Below are 17,365 nucleotides of genomic sequence, written 5' to 3'. Positions count from 1 at the left end.
GCGTACAATCCCCGCCCATTGCTGCTGAGTTTTCTTCTGGAATAACCATGAACGATGGAACGGACTATCGCGCGATCCTCGCGTCTGATACCCCTTTAATCGACGTTCGCGCGCCGATCGAATTTGCCCAGGGCGCGATGCCTGCGGCAGTCAACCTGCCCTTAATGAACGACGACGAGCGCGCCGCCGTTGGCACGTGCTACAAACGCCAGGGCCCCGAAGCCGCGCTCGCGCTCGGCCATCGCCTGGTGAACGGTGAAACGCGCGACGCGCGTATCCGCGCCTGGCGGGAAGCCAGTCTTGCCCATCCTGAGGGCTTTCTCTGCTGTGCGCGCGGCGGCCAGCGCTCGCATATCTCGCAGGCCTGGCTTAAAGAGGCTGGCGTCGACTACCCGCTGATCCGCGGCGGCTATAAGGCCCTGCGCCAGATGGCGATTCAGGTGACGATCGAGCAGTCGCAAAAGCCGATGGTGCTAATCGGCGGCTGTACCGGAAACGGTAAAACGCTGCTGGTGAAGCAGCACCCGCAGGGCATCGATCTGGAAGGGCTGGCACACCATCGCGGTTCGTCGTTTGGCCGCACGCTCACGCCGCAGCTTTCCCAGGCCAGCTTTGAAAACCACCTTGCGGTTGAGCTATTGAAAAAAGACGCTGCGCGCTGGGTGCTGGAAGATGAAGGCCGGATGATTGGCTCCAACCACCTGCCGGAGTGCCTGCGCGACCGCATGGTTGAAGCCCCTATCGTTGTCGTCGAAGACCCGTTTGAAATTCGTCTTGAACGCCTGCGCGAAGAGTATTTCGACCATATGTGGGCGGACTTTTCTGCTGCCTACGGCGAGGAAGCGGGCTGGAAAGAGTACAGCGAGTATCTGCATCACGGCCTGTTCGCCATTCGCCGCCGTCTGGGGCTGCAGCGGTATGCAGAATTCACCGCGCTGTTAGATTCCGCGCTGTTGGAACAACAACGCTCTGGCAGCACGGACGCGCACTTCAGCTGGCTTGCACCGCTGCTGAAGGACTATTACGACCCGATGTACGGCTATCAGCTGGAGAAGAAAGCGGAGAAGATTGTGTATCGCGGGACGTACGAAGAGATTGCTGAGTGGCTTGATCGCTGAAAAAGAAAGCCGGGTGGCGAGGTAAAAGCAAAACGGCAACCAGGGTTGTAATGCCGATCAGTTAAGGATCGGTTGACCGATCCAGTGGCTGTGTAAGAATCCGGAAATGCTCACCCGTTTCCGGATTTTTTTATGCACATTGGACAGGCTCTTGATCTGGTATCCCGTTACGATTCTCTGCGTAACCCTCTGACTTCTCTGGGCGACTGTCTTGACCCGGAACTGATTTCCCGCTGCCTTGAAGAATCCGGCACCGTCACGTTACGCAAACGGCGCCTTCCTCTGGAAATGATGGTCTGGTGCATTATCGGTATGGCCCTTGAGCGCAAGGAGCCGCTTCATCAGATCGTTAACCGGCTGGATATCATGTTACCCGGCAACCGTCCGTTCGTTGCCCCCAGCGCCGTGATCCAGGCCCGTCAGCGGCTGGGAAGCGAAGCCGTCCGCCGCGTGTTCACGCAAACAGCGCAGCTCTGGCATAACGCCACGCCGCATCCGCACTGGTGTGGCCTGACCCTGCTGGCCATCGATGGTGTGTTCTGGCGAACACCGGACACGCCGGAAAACGACAGCGCCTTTCCCCGCCAGACGCATGGCGGAAACCCGGCCCTCTACCCGCAGGTTAAAATGGTCTGTCAGATGGAGCTGACCAGCCATCTGTTGACGGCAGCGGCCTTCGGCACGATGAAAAACAGCGAAAATGAGCTCGCGGAGCAACTGATAGAGCAGACCGGCGATAACACCCTGACGTTAATGGATAAAGGCTACTACTCGCTGGGGTTGCTGAATGCATGGAGCCAGGCAGGAGAACACCGTCACTGGATGCTCCCTCTCAGAAAGGGAGCACAGTATGAAGAGGTCAGAAAGCTGGGTAAAGGCGACTATCTGGTGAAGCTGAAAACCAGCCCACAGGCACGAAAAAAATGGCCGGGTCTGGGAGATGAGATGACAGCCCGCCTGCTGACCGTGACGCGCAAAGGGAAAGTCAGCCATCTGCTGACGTCGATGACGGACGCCATGCGCTATCCCGGAGGAGAAATGGCAGACCTGTACAGCCATCGCTGGGAAATAGAGCTGGGGTACAGGGAGATAAAACAAACGATGCAACTGAGCAGGCTGACGCTGAGAAGTAAAAAGCCGGAGCTTGTGGAGCAGGAGTTATGGGGCGTGTTACTGGCGTATAATCTGGTGCGATATCAGATGATTAAAATGGCGGGCCATCTGAAAGGATACTGGCCGAATCAGCTGAGCTTCTCAGAATCATGCGGCATGGTCATGAGAATGCTGATGACGCTGCAGGGCGCTTCACCAGGGCGTATCCCGGAGCTGATGCGTGATCTTGAAAGCATGGCGCAACTGGTAAAGTTGCCGACAAGAAGGGAAAGGGCCTTCCCGAGGGTGGTAAAGGAAAGGCCCTGGAGATACCCCACAGCCCCGAAAAAAAGCCAGTCAGTTGCTTAACTGACTGGCATTACAACCAGGGTTGCCGTTTTTAATGTTTGTTCCCTCTCCCCGTGGGAGAGGGTCAGGGTGAGGGCATCAGGCCGCACCCTACAAGACCACTTAGAAGTCGTAACGCAGACGCACCAGGTTCATGTCGCCCAGGTTGTCGGTGCTGGAGGTGAACACGTGTTCGTAATCCACGCGGAAACCGTAATCCAGCAGGAAGCTGATACCCACGCCGTTGTCGATACGCTGGTAGTTGCGGCCGTTCACGTACTCAATACGGTCACCCATGAAGTAAGGCTGGATGGATTTCACCGCGTACTGACCGATTGGGAATTTATACCCTGCGAAGTACTCAATACCCCACGCGTCGCCCGCAAAGTAGTCGTTAACAGACACTTTTTTGGTGGTCAGGAAGTTCTGGTACCAGCCGCCGCCCGCGGAGAAGGTCCAGTTGTCCGGCGTCCAGCTCAGTGCGGTACCGACGATATTCTGATCGTAGGTTTTGCTGTCGCCGTTGTCCGGGTTACGCATGTCGGCGCGGGTGTAGTTCCACGCTGCGCCCCAGGTCAGATCGGTGGTCAGGTGGTAATCGATACCCAGCGAGCCGCCGCCTTTACGCTTGTAGCGCAGGCCGTTGCCCGGCAGGTATTCGCTGTCTTCAAACAGGTAGGATGCGTAAATGTCCGCATCGCCCACGGTTTTCTTATATTTCAGCATCTGGCGTGAACGGTAAGAGCCGTCGTAGTCGCCGTTGATCCCGTTACCCGGTGCCTGACCGATCATGTCGTAGTCCCAGATATCGGTTTTCACGCCAACCACATCATAGTAAACGCTGTTCTGTTGACCGAAGGTCAGCGTACCCCAGGTATCGCTCTTCAGACCGGTGTAGAGCATACGGCGAGTGGTGTCGTGGGCGCCGTCTGCATAGTGATGATCCCAGTTAAACTGGGCAGGAATGTTCACTCCCAGCTCGTAGTAGCTGATCCAGCTAATGTCATCAAACAGGTAGTAATCAGCCGCGAAACGGAAACGGGTGCCGCCGTCAAAGCCGTTACGCTTGTAGCTGTTTTTACCGTCGTCGCCGGTCATGTTCTGGAACTGAGGACGGATACTGCCGCCAACGGTGAAGTTCAGACGGCTCAGCGGGTTACCCGCCTGAGGATCCTGCTTAAGAACGGTGATTTCAGCCTGAGAGGCGAACGTCGTTAATGCCACTGCCGCGCCAATCGTTACCGCCAGCGCTGATTTTTTTATAGTCATTATTTTTCCTTAATAGACACGCTGCTAAATATTTAGCTGGTGAATATTAACTGGAAATAATCGGGCTGTGGGGACGGGTTTTTAATGTTTTGTGCTACTAAATGAGTGGGTATTATCATTTTGTGCTATTTAAACATTACGCGCCGGCATTAAAACCCGGCGCGCAACTATCACCGTGCTAAATCAACTCACAAACTGACGGAACAGCGCTTTACCCTTTAACAGCCGCGTGCCGAGCCAGCCTCCGCAAAGAGAAAGCAGCACCGCACCGCAGAGCGGCAGGATCAACCAGAGGCGCCAGTCAGGCTCCCACGGGAAGTCGAAGACCTTTGTCTGCAGCACCGCCAGCGCCGTCTCAGCGCCAATCGCCGCGACCAGACCCGCCACCAGCCCCAGCAGCGCAAACTCGCTCCAGAGGGTCATGCGCAGCAGGCGCTTACCCGCCCCGAGCGTGCGGTAAACTATCAGCTCCTGATGACGCTGCCGCATGCCCACCTGCACCTGAGCCAGCAGCAGCAGCACGCCGCAGATCGTCACCAGCACGACCATGACCTCAAGCGCGCGGCTGACCTGCTCCAGCACCTGCCCCACCTGTTTCAGGATCGCGCCAATATCCAGCAGGCTGACCGTCGGGAATTCCCGGTTAAGCTGCGTCAGCATGCCGTTGCCGTTTTCCCAGCGGAAGCTGGTCAGCCAGCTCTGCGGCTGTCCGTCCAGCGCGCCCGGCGGGAAGATAAAGAAGAAGTTTGGTCGCAGGCTTTCCCAGTCCACTTTACGCAGGCTGGTAACTTTCGCGGTAAAATCCTGGGTATCACCGGTGAAGGTCACGCTGTCCCCGAGCTTCACCTTCAGGCGCGTCGCCAGCCCCTCTTCCATCGACACCTCCCCCGCTTTCGGCGGCCAGCTACCGGCCGTAATCGGGTTATGGTCTGGACGTTTCTCCTGCCACGTCAGGTTCAGTTCGCGGTTCAGCGACTCGTCCTTGTTCCCCTCGGTTGACTGGCCGTTGATCTGCGTCAGACGCGCGCGAACGATGGGGTAGAACGACTCGGGGATAATGTGATGCTCCGACAGGAAGCCCTTCAGCGGCGCGACCTGTTCCGGCGCGATGTTGATCAGGAAATAGTTCGGGCTTTCCGGGGGAAGCTGCTGCTGCCAGCGATCCAGCAGATCCCCGCGCAACACTAAAAGCAGCGCCAGCAGCATAAACGACAGAGAAAAAGCCGACAGCTGGCTTAGCGTTGACCAGGGCTGATGCAGCAGGCGGTTGACCGCAAGCCGCACGGGCAGGGATTTTACCGTCAGCCTTTTCAGGACGTTGAGCAGTATCCAGCCCAGCACGCCGCACAGCAGCGCCAGCACAACCGCCCCGGCCAGCACCGCCCACAGCAGCGTGCTGCCGCCCATCAGCCAGGCCAGCAGCCCGACAGCGACGGCAATAATCACCGGAAGATAGAACTTCAGCGGCCAGACGTTCGCCACCACATCATTGCGCAGCACGCGCAGAGGCTGCGTCGCGAGCAGCAGCCTGTACGGACGCAGCCCCACCAGCACCGAAATCACCGTCATCGCGCCAATCGCCCACAGCCACGGCCAGAGGCTGGCCGGGGGCAATGCGGTCGGGAGTACCGGTTTCAGCATCACCATCAGCAGCTTTTCAAACAGCAGCCCCATTATCCCGCCGCTGAATGCTGACAGCACCAGCAGCATCAGCCACTGGCCAACGATCAGCTTGCGCAGCTGCTTGCGCCCCGCGCCGAGGGTTTTAAGGATCGCCACCAGGTCGTAGCGGCTGCGGCAGTAATGCCCCATAGCCACGGCAACCGCCGCCACCGCCAGCAGCAGGGTCAACAATGCCGACAGCAGCAGGAACTGCTGAGAACGCTCCAGGGATTTACCGAGCGCCCCCTCGTCCTGCTCCAGCCCGTACCAGCGGTGCTCCGGCTTGAGCTGCGGCAGAAGCCATTTTTCATACGCCTCAAGTTGGGCAGGCGTGCCGCCAAACTTGTAGCGCCAGGTCACGCGGCTTCCCGGCTGGACGGCATGGGTTGCCGGAACATCCGCGGTGTTCATCAACAGGCGCGGCGCAAGCTGGAACGGGTTAAAGCCGGAGTCGGGCTCCTGCACCACTTCCCCGGCGATTTTCAGCGTCGCGTCGCCCACGTCGATACTGTCGCCGGGTTTCAGGTTCAGAAGCGCCATCAAGCGCGATGCCAGCAGCACCGTACCGGGCATCGGCTTTAACCCCGGCGGGCTGGTTTGTAATTCACCGTACATCGGGTAGACGTCGTCCACGGCTTTCACGCTGGCGAGCTGAGGGGTGTCTCCCGCGAAGGTCATGGTCTGGAAGGTGATTTGCTCCCCCACCTTCAGCCCTTCTTTGCGCGCTTCCTCAATCCAGCCAGGCGGAACAGGACGCGAGCTTTGCAGCGCCCGGTCCCCTGCCATAAATTCGCGGCTCTGCTGGCTAAGCCCTTTTTCCATGCGGTCGCTGACGCTGCCGAGCGCCAGCACGCAGGCCACCGCCAGGCTTAACGCCAGCCAGACAATCAGCAGCGAGGGCGAGCGCCACTCGCGCCAGAACCAGCGGGCAATCATGCTTCCTCCTGAAGGATACCGTTCACCAGCCGCAGGCGACGGTCGCAGCGGGCGGCCAGCTGCGGATCGTGCGTCACCAGAATAAGCGTGGTGCCATGTTCACGGTTCAGCGAAAACAGCAGGTCAGCAATTTTGTCGCCGGTTTTACGGTCAAGGTTGCCGGTGGGCTCATCGGCAAACAGCACCTCGGGGCGTCCGTTAAAGGCGCGCGCCAGCGCCACGCGCTGCTGCTCGCCGCCGGAAAGCTGGGCGGGAAGATGGTCGAGGCGCTTGCCCAGACCGAGCTGTTCCAGCAGCGCCTTCGCATGCGTGCGGCTTTCGCGACTCTTTTCGCCGCGCAGCAGCGCCGGGAGCTCGACGTTTTCCAGCGCGTTCAGCGTCGGGATCAGCATAAAGGACTGAAAGACAAAACCGATATGACGCGCGCGCAGCGCGGCTCGCGCCTCTTCATCAAGCTGGTGCAGCGGCTGCCCGACAAGGTGGACTTCTCCGCTGCTGCCGTCATCCAGACCGGCCAGAATCGCCAGCAGCGTGGATTTGCCGGAACCGGATTCGCCAATCAGCGCGATGGTTTCGGCGCGTTTGACAACGAGTTCAACTCCGGTAAGGATTGAAAGCTCCTGCTCCCCCTGACCGACGGACTTCTTAAGACGATGAACTTCAACACTGTTTTCCGCTGGCATTTGCCCTTCCTGTTTTTGATGCTGATGACCTTCCGCGCGGCGGCAGCGGACACGTTACTGATTCTTGGCGACAGCCTGAGCGCGGGCTACCGCATGGCGGCCAGCGCGGCCTGGCCGGCTCTGCTCAATGACAAATGGCAAAGCAAGACAACCGTTGTCAACGGCAGCATCAGCGGCGATACCTCTCAGCAAGGGCTGTCGCGCCTGCCTGCGCTGCTCAAGCAGCATCAGCCGCGCTGGGTGCTGGTTGAGCTGGGCGGTAATGACGGCCTGCGCGGCTTCCAGCCTCAGCAAACCGAGCAAACGCTGCGCACCATTTTGCAGGACATCAAGGCGGCAAACGCCCAGCCGCTGCTGATGCAAATTCGCCTGCCCGCCAACTACGGTCGTCGGTATAATGAGGCCTTTAGCGCGATCTACCCTAAGCTTGCCAAAGAGTTTGATATTCCGCTCCTGCCATTTTTCATGGAAGAGGTCTATCTCAAACCCCAGTGGATGCAGGACGACGGTATCCACCCCAATCGCGATGCGCAGCCGTTTATTGCCGACTGGATGGCAACGCGGCTGGCTCCTTTAGTTAAACATGACTCCTGATTAAGCGGAGATCCTGACAGGTAAAGTTATGCAAAAATCGGTCTTAATTACAGGATGTTCCAGCGGAATCGGTCTTGAAAGCGCGCTCGAATTAAAGCGCCAGGGATTTCGGGTGCTGGCAGCCTGCCGCAAGCCTGACGATGTCGAGCGCATGAACGCAATGGGCTTCACCGGCGTACAGCTGGATATGGACTCGCCGGAGAGCGTTGAACGCGCCGCCGACGAGGTGATAGCCCTGACCGACAATCGTCTGTACGGGCTCTTTAACAATGCCGGCTACGGCGTATATGGCCCGCTGGATACGCTCTCGCGTGAAACGCTGGAGAAACAGTTTTCAACCAATTTCTTTGGCGTGCATCAGCTCACCATGCGTCTGCTCCCGGCCATGCTGCCGCACGGCGAAGGGCGCATCGTAATGACATCGTCGGTGATGGGGCTGATTTCTACCCCGGGGCGCGGCGCCTACGCCGCCAGTAAATATGCGCTGGAAGCCTGGTCCGATGCCCTGCGCATGGAGTTACGCCACAGCGGCATCAAGGTCAGCCTGATTGAGCCCGGCCCGATCCGCACCCGCTTTACCGAAAACGTGAACCAGACGCAGGCGGATAAGCCGGTCGAAAACCCCGGCATTGCCGCACGCTTTACCCTCGGGCCAGAGGCGGTGGTTGCCAAAGTGCGCCATGCTTTTGAGAGTGAACATCCGAAGATGCGCTACCCGGTGACGCTGGTCACCCATGCCGTAGGCTGGTTAAAGCGCCTGCTGCCGGGCAGGATAATGGACAAAATTTTACAGGGTTGAGTTGAAGCGACGACGCTTATCCCCCATGTAAAGAACAAACCGACAAAAGAGAAAGCCGCATGTCCGTACAGAATATCGTCAATATTACTGAAGCAAACCTGCAACAGGTCCTCGAACAGTCAATGACCAAACCGGTGCTGTTCTACTTCTGGTCTGAGCGCAGCCAGCATTGTCTACAGCTGACGCCGGTGCTGGAAAGCCTTGCCGCCCAGTACAACGGGCAGTTTATTCTCGCTAAGCTGGACTGTGACGCCGAGCCGATGGTCGCGTCGCAGTTTGGTCTGCGCGCCATTCCAACCGTCTACCTGTTCCAGAACGGTCAGCCTGTTGATGGCTTCCAGGGACCGCAGCCGGAAGAGGCTATCCGCGCCCTGCTGGATAAGGTGCTGCCGCGCGAAGAAGAGCTTAAAGCGCAGGAAGGCATGGCGCTGATGCAGGAAGGCAAATACGACGAAGCACTGCCTTTGCTGAAAGAGGCGTGGCAGTTGTCGAACCAGAACAGCCAGATTGGCCTGCTGCTGGCGGAAACGCAGATTGCCCTGCACCGTTCAGAAGACGCAGAAGCCGTGCTCAAGACGGTTCCAATGCAGGATCAGGACACCCGCTATCAGGGACTGGTAGCGCAGATTGAGCTGCTGAAGCAGGCAGCGGACACCCCGGAAATTCAGCAGCTGCAGCAGCAGGTCGCCGACAACCCGGCGGATGCCGCGCTGGCAAGCCAGCTGGCGCTGCAGCTGCATCAGGTAGGACGTAACGAAGAGGCGCTGGAGCTGCTGTTCAGCCACCTGCAGAAAGATCTGGCAGCCGCAGACGGCCAGGCGCGCAAGATGTTCCAGGAGATCCTGGCCGCGCTGGGCACCGGAGACGCGCTGGCGTCGAAGTATCGTCGTCAGCTGTACGCGCTGCTGTACTGATAAAAAAGCCCGGTGGCGGCTCCGCCTTACCGGGCCTACAAAAGACGGTTTACACCGACTTTTTCAACTGCGTCACCACCAGTTGGTGACGCGCGTTGTAGAACTTCCGATACGTCAGGTAGCAGGCAATGATGGTTGACAGGCTCGCCGTGGAAAGCAGCATAAACGTCACCATAATCTGATACTTAATCGCTTTTACCGGATCGATACCGGCAAAGATTAGCCCCGACATCATGCCCGGCAGGCTCACCAGCCCCACCGTTTTGGCTGAATCCACGGTAGGGATCAGCGATGAGCGAATGCTCTCACGGATCAGCCGCGCCGAGGCCACCTTTGGCGTCGCCCCCAGGCTTAACTTCTCCTGCAGCTGCTGCTGTTCGCTGCTGAAACGCTGGCCGAGGTTGTTGTAGCACAGCCCAACGGCCACCATCGCGTTCCCCGCAATCATCCCGGAGATAGGGATAACCTGCATCGGCGTAAACTCAATCGAGCCGGAGAGCACCAGCACCGCCAGGGTGAGCGCCGTCCCGGTGGTAATCGCCATAAACGACGAGATAAACGCCTTATCAATATATTTACTGCGTTTCTGCGCGTTCCACGCCGCGTTAAAGCAGATAAAGAGCACCATCAGCAGCGTCAGCACCGCGTGGTTGACGTTGAAAATATACTTAAGCACATAGCCGACGATGATGAGCTGAATCACCGCGCGGCAGATGCTCCAGACAATATCTTTTTCCAGCCCCAGCTTTTCCCGGTAGCTGACCACAATTGCAATCAGCACCAGCACCATCGAAAACGCCAGAGATTCATTGGTAATGTTATGCTCACCCACGGTTGGCCTCCTGCATTTTCCCGCCGTGCGGCTGGAGCGTAATCACGTCATCCGCATGGGTAATTTCGTTTGAGTCATGCGTCACCCACAGCACGGCAATATTCTGCTCGCGGGCGTAACGATGAATAATCTCGTTGACGTTGCGTTTGTTGGCGTCATCGAGCGCGCTGGTGATTTCATCCAGCAGCAATACTTTCGGTAAGAACTGCAGATTACGGATCAGCGAGACGCGCTGCTTCTCTCCGCCCGATAGCTCACTGACGGATTTGGTCAGCGTCTCCTTCGCCAGGCCAAAACGGGCCAGATCGTTGATGAATTTTTCCGGCTCCGGCGTTTTATTGCGGATTTGCCACGGAAAAATCAGGTTGTCAAAAACCGTGTCGCCAAAAAGCGTTGGCGTTTGTACGCAATAAGAGACCTGCTGGCGATAGCTTTCCGGAGAAAGGGACGCAATATCTTGCCCTTCAAACAGAATGGTCCCCTCCGTTGGGCTCAGAAGTGAGGCCACAATCTTCAGTAAGGTACTTTTACCGCAGCCTGACGGCCCCGTTATTAGCTTGAACTCACCGGGAGAAAGGTTAAAGCCGACGTGCTGAAGGATCGTGTTATTCGCGACACGAAAGCCGACGTCCTTTATCTGCAAAACTGCATTTTCGTTGTTCATATTTTTTCCAGTAACCACCGAGCGTTATTAGCATAATCCGTGCCGCACGTTCGTCACAACGCGTTTTAGCGCCCCCTTTCGCCACCAAGACTTCCCATTGTGTTTAACGTGCATTCATTAGACATGCTTTACACTTTCGCTTTACAGTTTACGCCGTGACCTTAGCGACACTTCCGCATCCCTGGTTTAGAACATTCGTTAAAGTGGTGTTAAGCTCTGCCCGCAACACAATAAGGAAGTACCAGAATGTCTAATATTCACACTTTTTATGAGTTTTCTGAACTTGAACCTGGCGTGAAAACCATCGATCAGCTTCTTGCCGCTATTGCTTCAGAATCCGTTACGGCTTATGTGTTCGGGGGAGAGCTTGTCCGGTTTGTTAAGGGCCTGCTGAAGATGAAGCCGGTCATTCAGCTGAAGAATTGCCGCTTTGCGTTTGACAACGGCACTCGCTTCGTTGAAATCGACGGTAAAGGAAATGTCAAAGAGTTCGAGCCGGGCAAGGTTCCGGCCTGGTTCCAGTCTCCCGGTGAGTTTGCCCGCGGCCAGTGGCTGGTCAACCATGATTTTGCTGACCTGATGACGCCGGAATTTATCCGCGCGTTTATCGAACGCTTCCCGGACGTAAGCAAACGACGCGAACACGCGAACCTGCTGTTCGATCTGCAGCTTAATAAGCTGGCGCCCGCGCAGCCCGCAGCGAAAAAGACAGGCAACGTTCAGGGCAAAACGACCAAACCCAAAGTCACCGATCTGCAGTCTTTCGAACTCTTCAGCCAGTTTTATGCACGCATGAAAACGGCAGTCTGTGAAGACCAGTTCCCGACGCTGCAAATTCTGACGGGACACGACGCCGTCAACGACGCGCCCAGCTCTCTGAAAGGCGCGGTACGCACCTGGTTCAAAGGGATCACCGGTCAACTTCCGCCGAACAACAAGCGCGTTGGCGCGGGCAATGCGGAACTGTTCTGCGCACCGATCCGTGAGCAGCTGCACCAGGTAGAAGAGATTGGGCTGGAAACCTTCTATCACGGCCTGTCGAAAGCCATCGCTGATGCGGGTGACGATGCGCTGATCGCTGACTTTACCTACAGCTACCACTGACACACCGCCCCGCCCGTCGGACGGGGCGAATTTTAGCCCATTAGCCGATATACTTACGAATAGCAAACACGCTCTTTTTCTCACCAAAGCATGCAAAACAGGAGGTTTTTATGCTCATCGTTGTTCCCGTCCTTATATTCGTTGCGCTGGTTATCGTGGGCGCTGGCGTCAAAATTGTCCCGCAGGGTTATCAGTGGACCGTAGAGCGCTTCGGCCGCTATACCAACACGCTGCAGCCCGGCTTAAGCCTGATTATCCCGTTCATGGACAGAATTGGTCGCAAGATCAACATGATGGAACAGGTGCTGGATATCCCCTCTCAGGAAGTGATCTCCAAAGATAACGCCAACGTCACCATTGATGCCGTCTGCTTTATTCAGGTGATTGATGCCCCGAAAGCGGCCTATGAGGTGAGCAACCTGGAGCTGGCGATCGTCAACCTGACCATGACCAACATCCGTACCGTGCTCGGCTCGATGGAGCTGGACGAGATGCTTTCCCAGCGCGACAGCATCAATACCCGCCTGCTGCACATTGTCGACGAGGCCACGAACCCGTGGGGGATCAAAGTTACCCGTATTGAGATCCGCGACGTGCGCCCGCCGGCTGAGCTTATCGCCTCCATGAACGCCCAGATGAAGGCCGAGCGCACCAAGCGCGCCTATATTCTGGAAGCCGAAGGGGTCCGTCAGGCGGAGATCCTCAAAGCGGAAGGGGAAAAACAGTCGCAGATCCTGAAAGCCGAAGGCGACCGTCAGTCCGCGTTTTTACAGGCGGAAGCGCGTGAACGTTCCGCAGAAGCGGAAGCCCGTGCGACGCAGATGGTCTCCGAGGCGATTGCCGCCGGGGACATTCAGGCCGTGAACTACTTCGTGGCGCAAAAATATACCGATGCGCTGAAAGAGATCGGCTCCGCGAACAACAGCAAAGTGGTGATGATGCCGCTGGACGCCAGCAGCCTGATGGGCTCTATCGCGGGGATCGCCGAACTGATCAAAGACAGCGGAAACGAGCGTAAAAAATGATTGAGCTCATCGTTGCACATCCTCATGCCTTCTGGCTAAGCCTCGGTGGCTTATTGCTGGCGGCGGAAATGCTGGGCGGCAACGGCTACCTGCTCTGGAGCGGTGTTGCCGCTGTCATTACTGGCCTGCTGGTCTGGATCCTTCCTCTGGACTGGGCGTGGCAGGGCGCGCTGTTTGCCGTGCTGACGCTGGTCGCCGCCTGGCTGTGGTGGCGCTGGCTTAACCGCCAGGTAAAAGAGCAGAAACCGCTGGACGCGCATCTTAACCAGCGCGGACAGCAGATTATCGGCAAGCGCTTTACGCTCGACGCCGCGCTGGTGAACGGGCGCGGGCATATGCGCGTGGGCGACAGCTCGTGGCCGGTGGTGGCCGACAACGACCTCAGCGCCGGAACACAGGTTGAGGTCATTGCGGTGGAAGGCATTACGCTGCGGGTGAAAGCCTGCTAAGCGTGGGTTTTGCGATGGCAGCAGCCGGCAAGATTATCGATAATCGGGCAGTCGGCGCTGTCATCCCCCGGACAGGATTCCGCCAGCTGCAACAGCTGTTCGCGCATCGCCTGCAGCTCGATGATGTGGCGTTCAATCTCTGCCACTTTTTCCAGCGTGCGTTTTTTTACGTCGGCGCTGTGGCGCTTCGGATCGTTAAACAGGTTAACCAGCTCGCCGCACTCTTCCAGGTTAAACCCCACCTGTCTTGCCTGGCGCAGCAGCGTCAGTTCATCGAGATGCAGCTGCGTATAGCTGCGGTAGCCGTTTTCACTGCGCAGCGGTGGCGTCACCAGCCCCTTCTCTTCATAAAAGCGGATTGCCTTGCTGGTTAAGCCCGTTTTTTTTGCCACGTCACTGATATTCACATTTCCCCCTTGACCTTCCCCTTGATGGAAGGTTTAACCTTCATAACAGTTAGCGAAAAGCGTTACTCCGGTCAACAACTGACCAATATATTATACGGGAGTTTTGTTATGTCTCACACTATCGACCTTACGCTGGACGGCCTCTCCTGCGGCCACTGCGTCAAACGCGTGAAAGAAAGCCTGGAACAGCGTCCTGATGTGGAAAGCGCTGAAGTGACTATCGATCATGCCGCCGTAACCGGCAGCGCCAGCGCCGATGCGCTGATTGATACCATTAAACAGGCCGGTTACGGGGCGGAGTTAAGCCACCCAAAGGCTAAACCGCTGGCAGAGTCATCATCCCCGTCGGAAGCACTGACAGCGGCCACTCCTGAGCTTCCGGCAGCTGATGATATTGATGACAGCCAACAGCTGCTGATCAACGGCATGAGCTGCGCCAGCTGCGTCTCTCGGGTACAAAACGCCTTGCAGGCCGTACCGGGCGTCGCGCAGGCACGGGTCAATCTTGCGGAGCGTACTGCGCTGGTGATGGGCAGTGCCTCCGCCGCAGATTTAGTGCAGGCCGTTGAGAAAGCGGGCTACGGGGCGGAGGCCATCGAAGACGATGCCGAGCGCCGCGAGCGCCAGCAGGAAACGGCTATCGCCACCATGAAGCGCTTCCGCTGGCAGGCAATCGTTGCCCTGCTGGTCGGTATTCCGGTGATGGTCTGGGGCATGATGGGTGACAACATGATGGTCACCGCTGAAAACCGCACGCTGTGGCTGGCGATAGGCCTGATTACTCTGGCGGTCATGGTCTTTGCAGGCGGGCATTTCTATACCAGCGCCTGGAAGAGTCTGAAAAACCGCACTGCGACGATGGATACGCTGGTCGCGCTCGGTACCGGCGCGGCGTGGCTCTATTCAATGAGCGTGAACGTCTGGCCCCAGTGGTTCCCGATGGAAGCGCGGCATCTCTATTATGAAGCGAGCGCGATGATTATCGGCCTGATTAACCTGGGCCATATGCTGGAAGCCCGCGCCCGTCAGCGCTCCTCGAAAGCGCTGGAACGCTTGCTCGATTTAACCCCGCCGACGGCCCGCGTGGTTACGGACGACGGGGAAAAAAGCGTCCCGCTGGCCGAGGTTCAGCCCGGCATGACGCTGCGCCTGACGACGGGCGATCGCGTTCCCGTTGACGGTAAGATAACCCAGGGCGAAGCCTGGCTGGATGAAGCGATGCTGACCGGCGAGCCTATCCCTCAGCAGAAATCAGACGGCGACGCCGTTCATGCTGGCACGGTGGTGCAGGACGGCAGCGTGCTGTTTACCGCCAGCGCCGTCGGCAGCCACACGACGCTGTCGCGTATCATCCGCATGGTGCGCCAGGCGCAGAGCAGCAAGCCGGAAATTGGCCAGCTTGCTGACAGAATCTCGGCCATTTTTGTGCCGGTGGTGGTCGGCATTGCCCTGCTGAGCGCGGCTATCTGGTATTTCTTCGGCCCGGCACCGCAGATTGTTTACACCCTGGTGATCGCCACCACAGTGCTGATCATCGCCTGTCCGTGCGCCCTTGGCCTTGCGACGCCGATGTCGATTATCTCCGGCGTCGGACGCGCCGCCGAGTTTGGCGTGCTGGTCCGTGATGCAGATGCCCTGCAGCGGGCGAGCACGCTGGATACCATTGTCTTTGATAAAACCGGCACACTAACCGAGGGCAAACCGCAGGTTGTGGCCGTGAGCACCGCTGGCATTGCGGAAGAGGACGCGCTGCGCCTTGCCGCCGCGCTGGAGCAGGGTTCCAGCCACCCGCTGGCCCGCGCCATTCTCGATAAGGCGAATGCTTCTGCCCTGCCGCAGGTCAGCAATTTCCGCACCCTGCGCGGGCTAGGCGTCAGCGGTGAAGCCGACGGCCACGCGCTGCTGCTGGGTAACCAGGCGCTGCTAAATGAAAACGGTGTTGATACCTCCGCGCTGGAAGATGAGCTGAAAGCGCAGGCCTCTCAGGGCTCCACCCCGGTTCTGCTGGCGGTGGATGGCAACGCTGCCGCGCTGCTGGCCGTGCGCGATCCGCTTCGCCAGGACAGCGTGGATGCCTTACAGCGACTGCACCGCGCGGGCTATCGTCTGGTGATGCTGACCGGGGACAACCCGACCACCGCCAACGCCATCGCGAAAGAAGCCGGTATAGATGAGGTGATTGCGGGCGTGCTGCCGGATGGCAAAGCGGACGCCATCAAGAACCTGCAAAGTCAGGGTCGCCAGGTGGCGATGGTGGGCGACGGCATCAACGATGCCCCGGCGCTGGCCCAGGCGGACGTGGGGATTGCCATGGGCGGCGGGAGCGATGTCGCCATTGAAACCGCCGCCATTACGCTGATGCGCCACAGCCTGATGGGCGTTGCCGATGCGCTGGCCATTTCGAAAGCCACGCTGCGCAACATGAAGCAGAACCTGCTGGGGGCATTTATTTATAACTCGCTCGGTATCCCGGTTGCCGCAGGCATTTTGTGGCCGCTGACCGGCACCCTGCTGAACCCGGTTGTTGCGGGTGCTGCGATGGCGCTCTCGTCCATCACCGTGGTGAGCAACGCCAACCGTCTGCTGCGGTTTAAACCGAAAGATTGAACCTTGTTCTCGTACGCGCTAGCATGACCCTTTCCGGTCATGGAGCGCGTATGAGTCTGTTTAATCGTATAAAAGCATCGTTTCGCGCCCTCTTCCCCCGCCGCTATGACTGGCCCGGTATGGATATTACGCTTCCGGGTGGGCAACACCTTCACCTGGTCGGCAGCATCCATATGGGCACGCAGGGGATGTCACCCCTGCCACCCGGTCTGATAAAACGCCTGAAGCGCGCCGACGCGCTGGTCGTCGAGGCGGACATTTCCGGCCATGAGTCGCCGTTTGCCGGGCTTGAAAGCGATCTCCCACTGGCGGAACGTCTGAATGAGGCCCAGCTTGCGGAACTGACGCGCGTCGCGGATGAAACTGGCGTGTCGCTCCCCATGATTGATACCCTGCCGCTGTGGCAAATTGCCATGGTACTGCAGGCCACGCAGGCGCAGCGTCTGGGCCTGCGCGGTGATTACGGCATTGATTATCAGCTACTGAACGTGGCGCGGGCGCGCCGTATGCCCATCATCGAGCTGGAAGGGACGGACAGCCAGATTGCGCTCCTGCGCCAGCTTCCTGATGACGGTCTGATGCTGCTGGATGATACCCTCACCCACTGGCACACCAACGCGCGCCTGCTGCAAACCATGATTGGCTGGTGGCTGGATGCACCGCCCGCGGACGGTAAGCTGGCGTTACCGTCGACGTTCAGCGAATCGCTGTATGATGTGCTGATGAATGCGCGCAACAAAGCCTGGCGAGAGACGCTGCATGCTTTACCTGCGGGGGAATACGTGGTGGCGGTCGGGGCGCTGCATTTATACGGCGAAGGGAATTTGCCGTCGCTGTTGAAATAAAAAAATGGCCAATATCT

At 58.3% G+C, this 17,365-nt stretch carries 16 protein-coding genes; 10 read left to right on the top strand and 6 right to left on the bottom strand.

Going from position 1 to position 17,365, the window contains the following annotated elements:
• Positions 1-47 precede the first annotated feature (47 nt).
• Both mnmH and AC4ICF_RS05495 read left to right on the top strand, forming a co-directional pair.
• Positions 48-1,118 carry a tRNA 2-selenouridine(34) synthase MnmH gene (mnmH, locus tag AC4ICF_RS05500; RefSeq protein ID WP_316380800.1) on the top strand — a complete coding sequence of 357 codons (1,071 nt, stop codon included), beginning with the start codon at positions 48-50 and terminating at the stop codon, positions 1,116-1,118.
• Between the two features lie 132 nt (positions 1,119-1,250).
• Complete coding sequence (locus tag AC4ICF_RS05495; RefSeq protein ID WP_491466159.1) at positions 1,251-2,579, top strand: IS4 family transposase; 1,329 nt, start codon at positions 1,251-1,253, stop codon at positions 2,577-2,579.
• 102 nt (positions 2,580-2,681) lie between these two features.
• Here AC4ICF_RS05495 and AC4ICF_RS05490 read toward each other — a convergent pair whose 3' ends face one another.
• The 3 genes from AC4ICF_RS05490 to ybbA all read right to left on the bottom strand — a co-directional run bounded on the left by AC4ICF_RS05490 (position 2,682) and on the right by ybbA (position 7,108).
• Entirely contained in the window at positions 2,682-3,827 is a 1,146-nt protein-coding gene (locus AC4ICF_RS05490) for a porin (RefSeq protein WP_316380362.1), read from the bottom strand.
• 183 nt (positions 3,828-4,010) lie between these two features.
• Positions 4,011-6,425, bottom strand: a complete 2,415-nt coding sequence (gene ybbP, locus AC4ICF_RS05485) for a putative ABC transporter permease subunit YbbP (protein ID WP_163331044.1) — start codon at positions 6,423-6,425, stop codon at positions 4,011-4,013.
• Complete coding sequence (gene ybbA / locus AC4ICF_RS05480; RefSeq protein WP_041912055.1) at positions 6,422-7,108, bottom strand: putative ABC transporter ATP-binding protein YbbA; 687 nt, start codon at positions 7,106-7,108, stop codon at positions 6,422-6,424. Before ybbA ends, ybbP begins: the two co-directional genes overlap by 4 nt.
• Here ybbA and tesA point away from each other — a divergent pair.
• The 3 genes from tesA to AC4ICF_RS05465 are packed head-to-tail and all read left to right on the top strand — an operon-like array spanning position 7,079 to position 9,415.
• Positions 7,079-7,702: a multifunctional acyl-CoA thioesterase I/protease I/lysophospholipase L1 gene (gene tesA / locus AC4ICF_RS05475; RefSeq protein WP_061098994.1), complete on the top strand. Its 624-nt coding sequence runs from the start codon at positions 7,079-7,081 to the stop codon at positions 7,700-7,702. The two genes, ybbA and tesA, sit on opposite strands and share 30 nt — an antisense overlap.
• Before the next feature lie 28 nt (positions 7,703-7,730).
• Positions 7,731-8,501 (top strand): SDR family oxidoreductase, encoded by a 771-nt coding sequence (locus AC4ICF_RS05470; RefSeq protein WP_316380360.1) that lies wholly within the window; start codon positions 7,731-7,733, stop codon positions 8,499-8,501.
• A 59-nt stretch (positions 8,502-8,560) separates the two neighbouring features.
• Positions 8,561-9,415, top strand: coding sequence for a co-chaperone YbbN (locus AC4ICF_RS05465; RefSeq protein ID WP_116341526.1), 855 nt, complete (start codon positions 8,561-8,563; stop codon positions 9,413-9,415).
• 49 nt (positions 9,416-9,464) lie between these two features.
• Here the strand turns inward: AC4ICF_RS05465 and fetB are convergent, their stop codons facing one another.
• Both fetB and fetA read right to left on the bottom strand, forming a co-directional pair.
• On the bottom strand, positions 9,465-10,247 hold the full coding sequence (gene fetB, locus AC4ICF_RS05460) for an iron efflux ABC transporter permease subunit FetB (RefSeq protein WP_316380359.1): 783 nt from the start codon (positions 10,245-10,247) through the stop codon (positions 9,465-9,467).
• Entirely contained in the window at positions 10,240-10,911 is a 672-nt protein-coding gene (gene fetA, locus AC4ICF_RS05455; protein WP_116341530.1) for an iron efflux ABC transporter ATP-binding subunit FetA, read from the bottom strand. The genes fetB and fetA overlap by 8 nt, the downstream gene beginning before the upstream one ends.
• Before the next feature lie 246 nt (positions 10,912-11,157).
• Here fetA and AC4ICF_RS05450 point away from each other — a divergent pair, with 246 nt between their 5' ends.
• From AC4ICF_RS05450 to AC4ICF_RS05440, 3 genes are all read left to right on the top strand, one after another.
• On the top strand, positions 11,158-12,015 hold the full coding sequence (locus tag AC4ICF_RS05450; protein WP_316380358.1) for a hypothetical protein: 858 nt from the start codon (positions 11,158-11,160) through the stop codon (positions 12,013-12,015).
• Positions 12,016-12,125: 110 nt separating this feature from the next.
• Entirely contained in the window at positions 12,126-13,040 is a 915-nt protein-coding gene (locus AC4ICF_RS05445; RefSeq protein WP_061099000.1) for an SPFH domain-containing protein, read from the top strand.
• Complete coding sequence (locus AC4ICF_RS05440) at positions 13,037-13,489, top strand: NfeD family protein (protein ID WP_116341534.1); 453 nt, start codon at positions 13,037-13,039, stop codon at positions 13,487-13,489. Before AC4ICF_RS05445 ends, AC4ICF_RS05440 begins: the two co-directional genes overlap by 4 nt.
• On the opposite strand, the gene cueR is transcribed toward AC4ICF_RS05440, so the two are convergent.
• Positions 13,486-13,896, bottom strand: a complete 411-nt coding sequence (gene cueR, locus AC4ICF_RS05435) for a Cu(I)-responsive transcriptional regulator (RefSeq protein ID WP_080328025.1) — start codon at positions 13,894-13,896, stop codon at positions 13,486-13,488. The genes AC4ICF_RS05440 and cueR overlap by 4 nt on opposite strands.
• Before the next feature lie 108 nt (positions 13,897-14,004).
• Here cueR and copA point away from each other — a divergent pair, with 108 nt between their 5' ends.
• A complete protein-coding gene (gene copA, locus AC4ICF_RS05430; RefSeq protein ID WP_316380357.1) occupies positions 14,005-16,503 on the top strand; it encodes a copper-exporting P-type ATPase CopA in 2,499 nt (832 codons plus the stop codon).
• A gap of 50 nt (positions 16,504-16,553) precedes the next feature.
• Positions 16,554-17,348: a TraB/GumN family protein gene (locus AC4ICF_RS05425; RefSeq protein ID WP_166710300.1), complete on the top strand. Its 795-nt coding sequence runs from the start codon at positions 16,554-16,556 to the stop codon at positions 17,346-17,348.
• Positions 17,349-17,365 lie beyond the last annotated feature (17 nt).

The organism is Enterobacter sp. ECC_219_Taxon_10 (assembly GCF_058354905.1).
The sequence above is the reverse complement of the archived record's forward strand: the minus strand, read 5'-3'. Positions and strand labels throughout refer to the sequence as shown.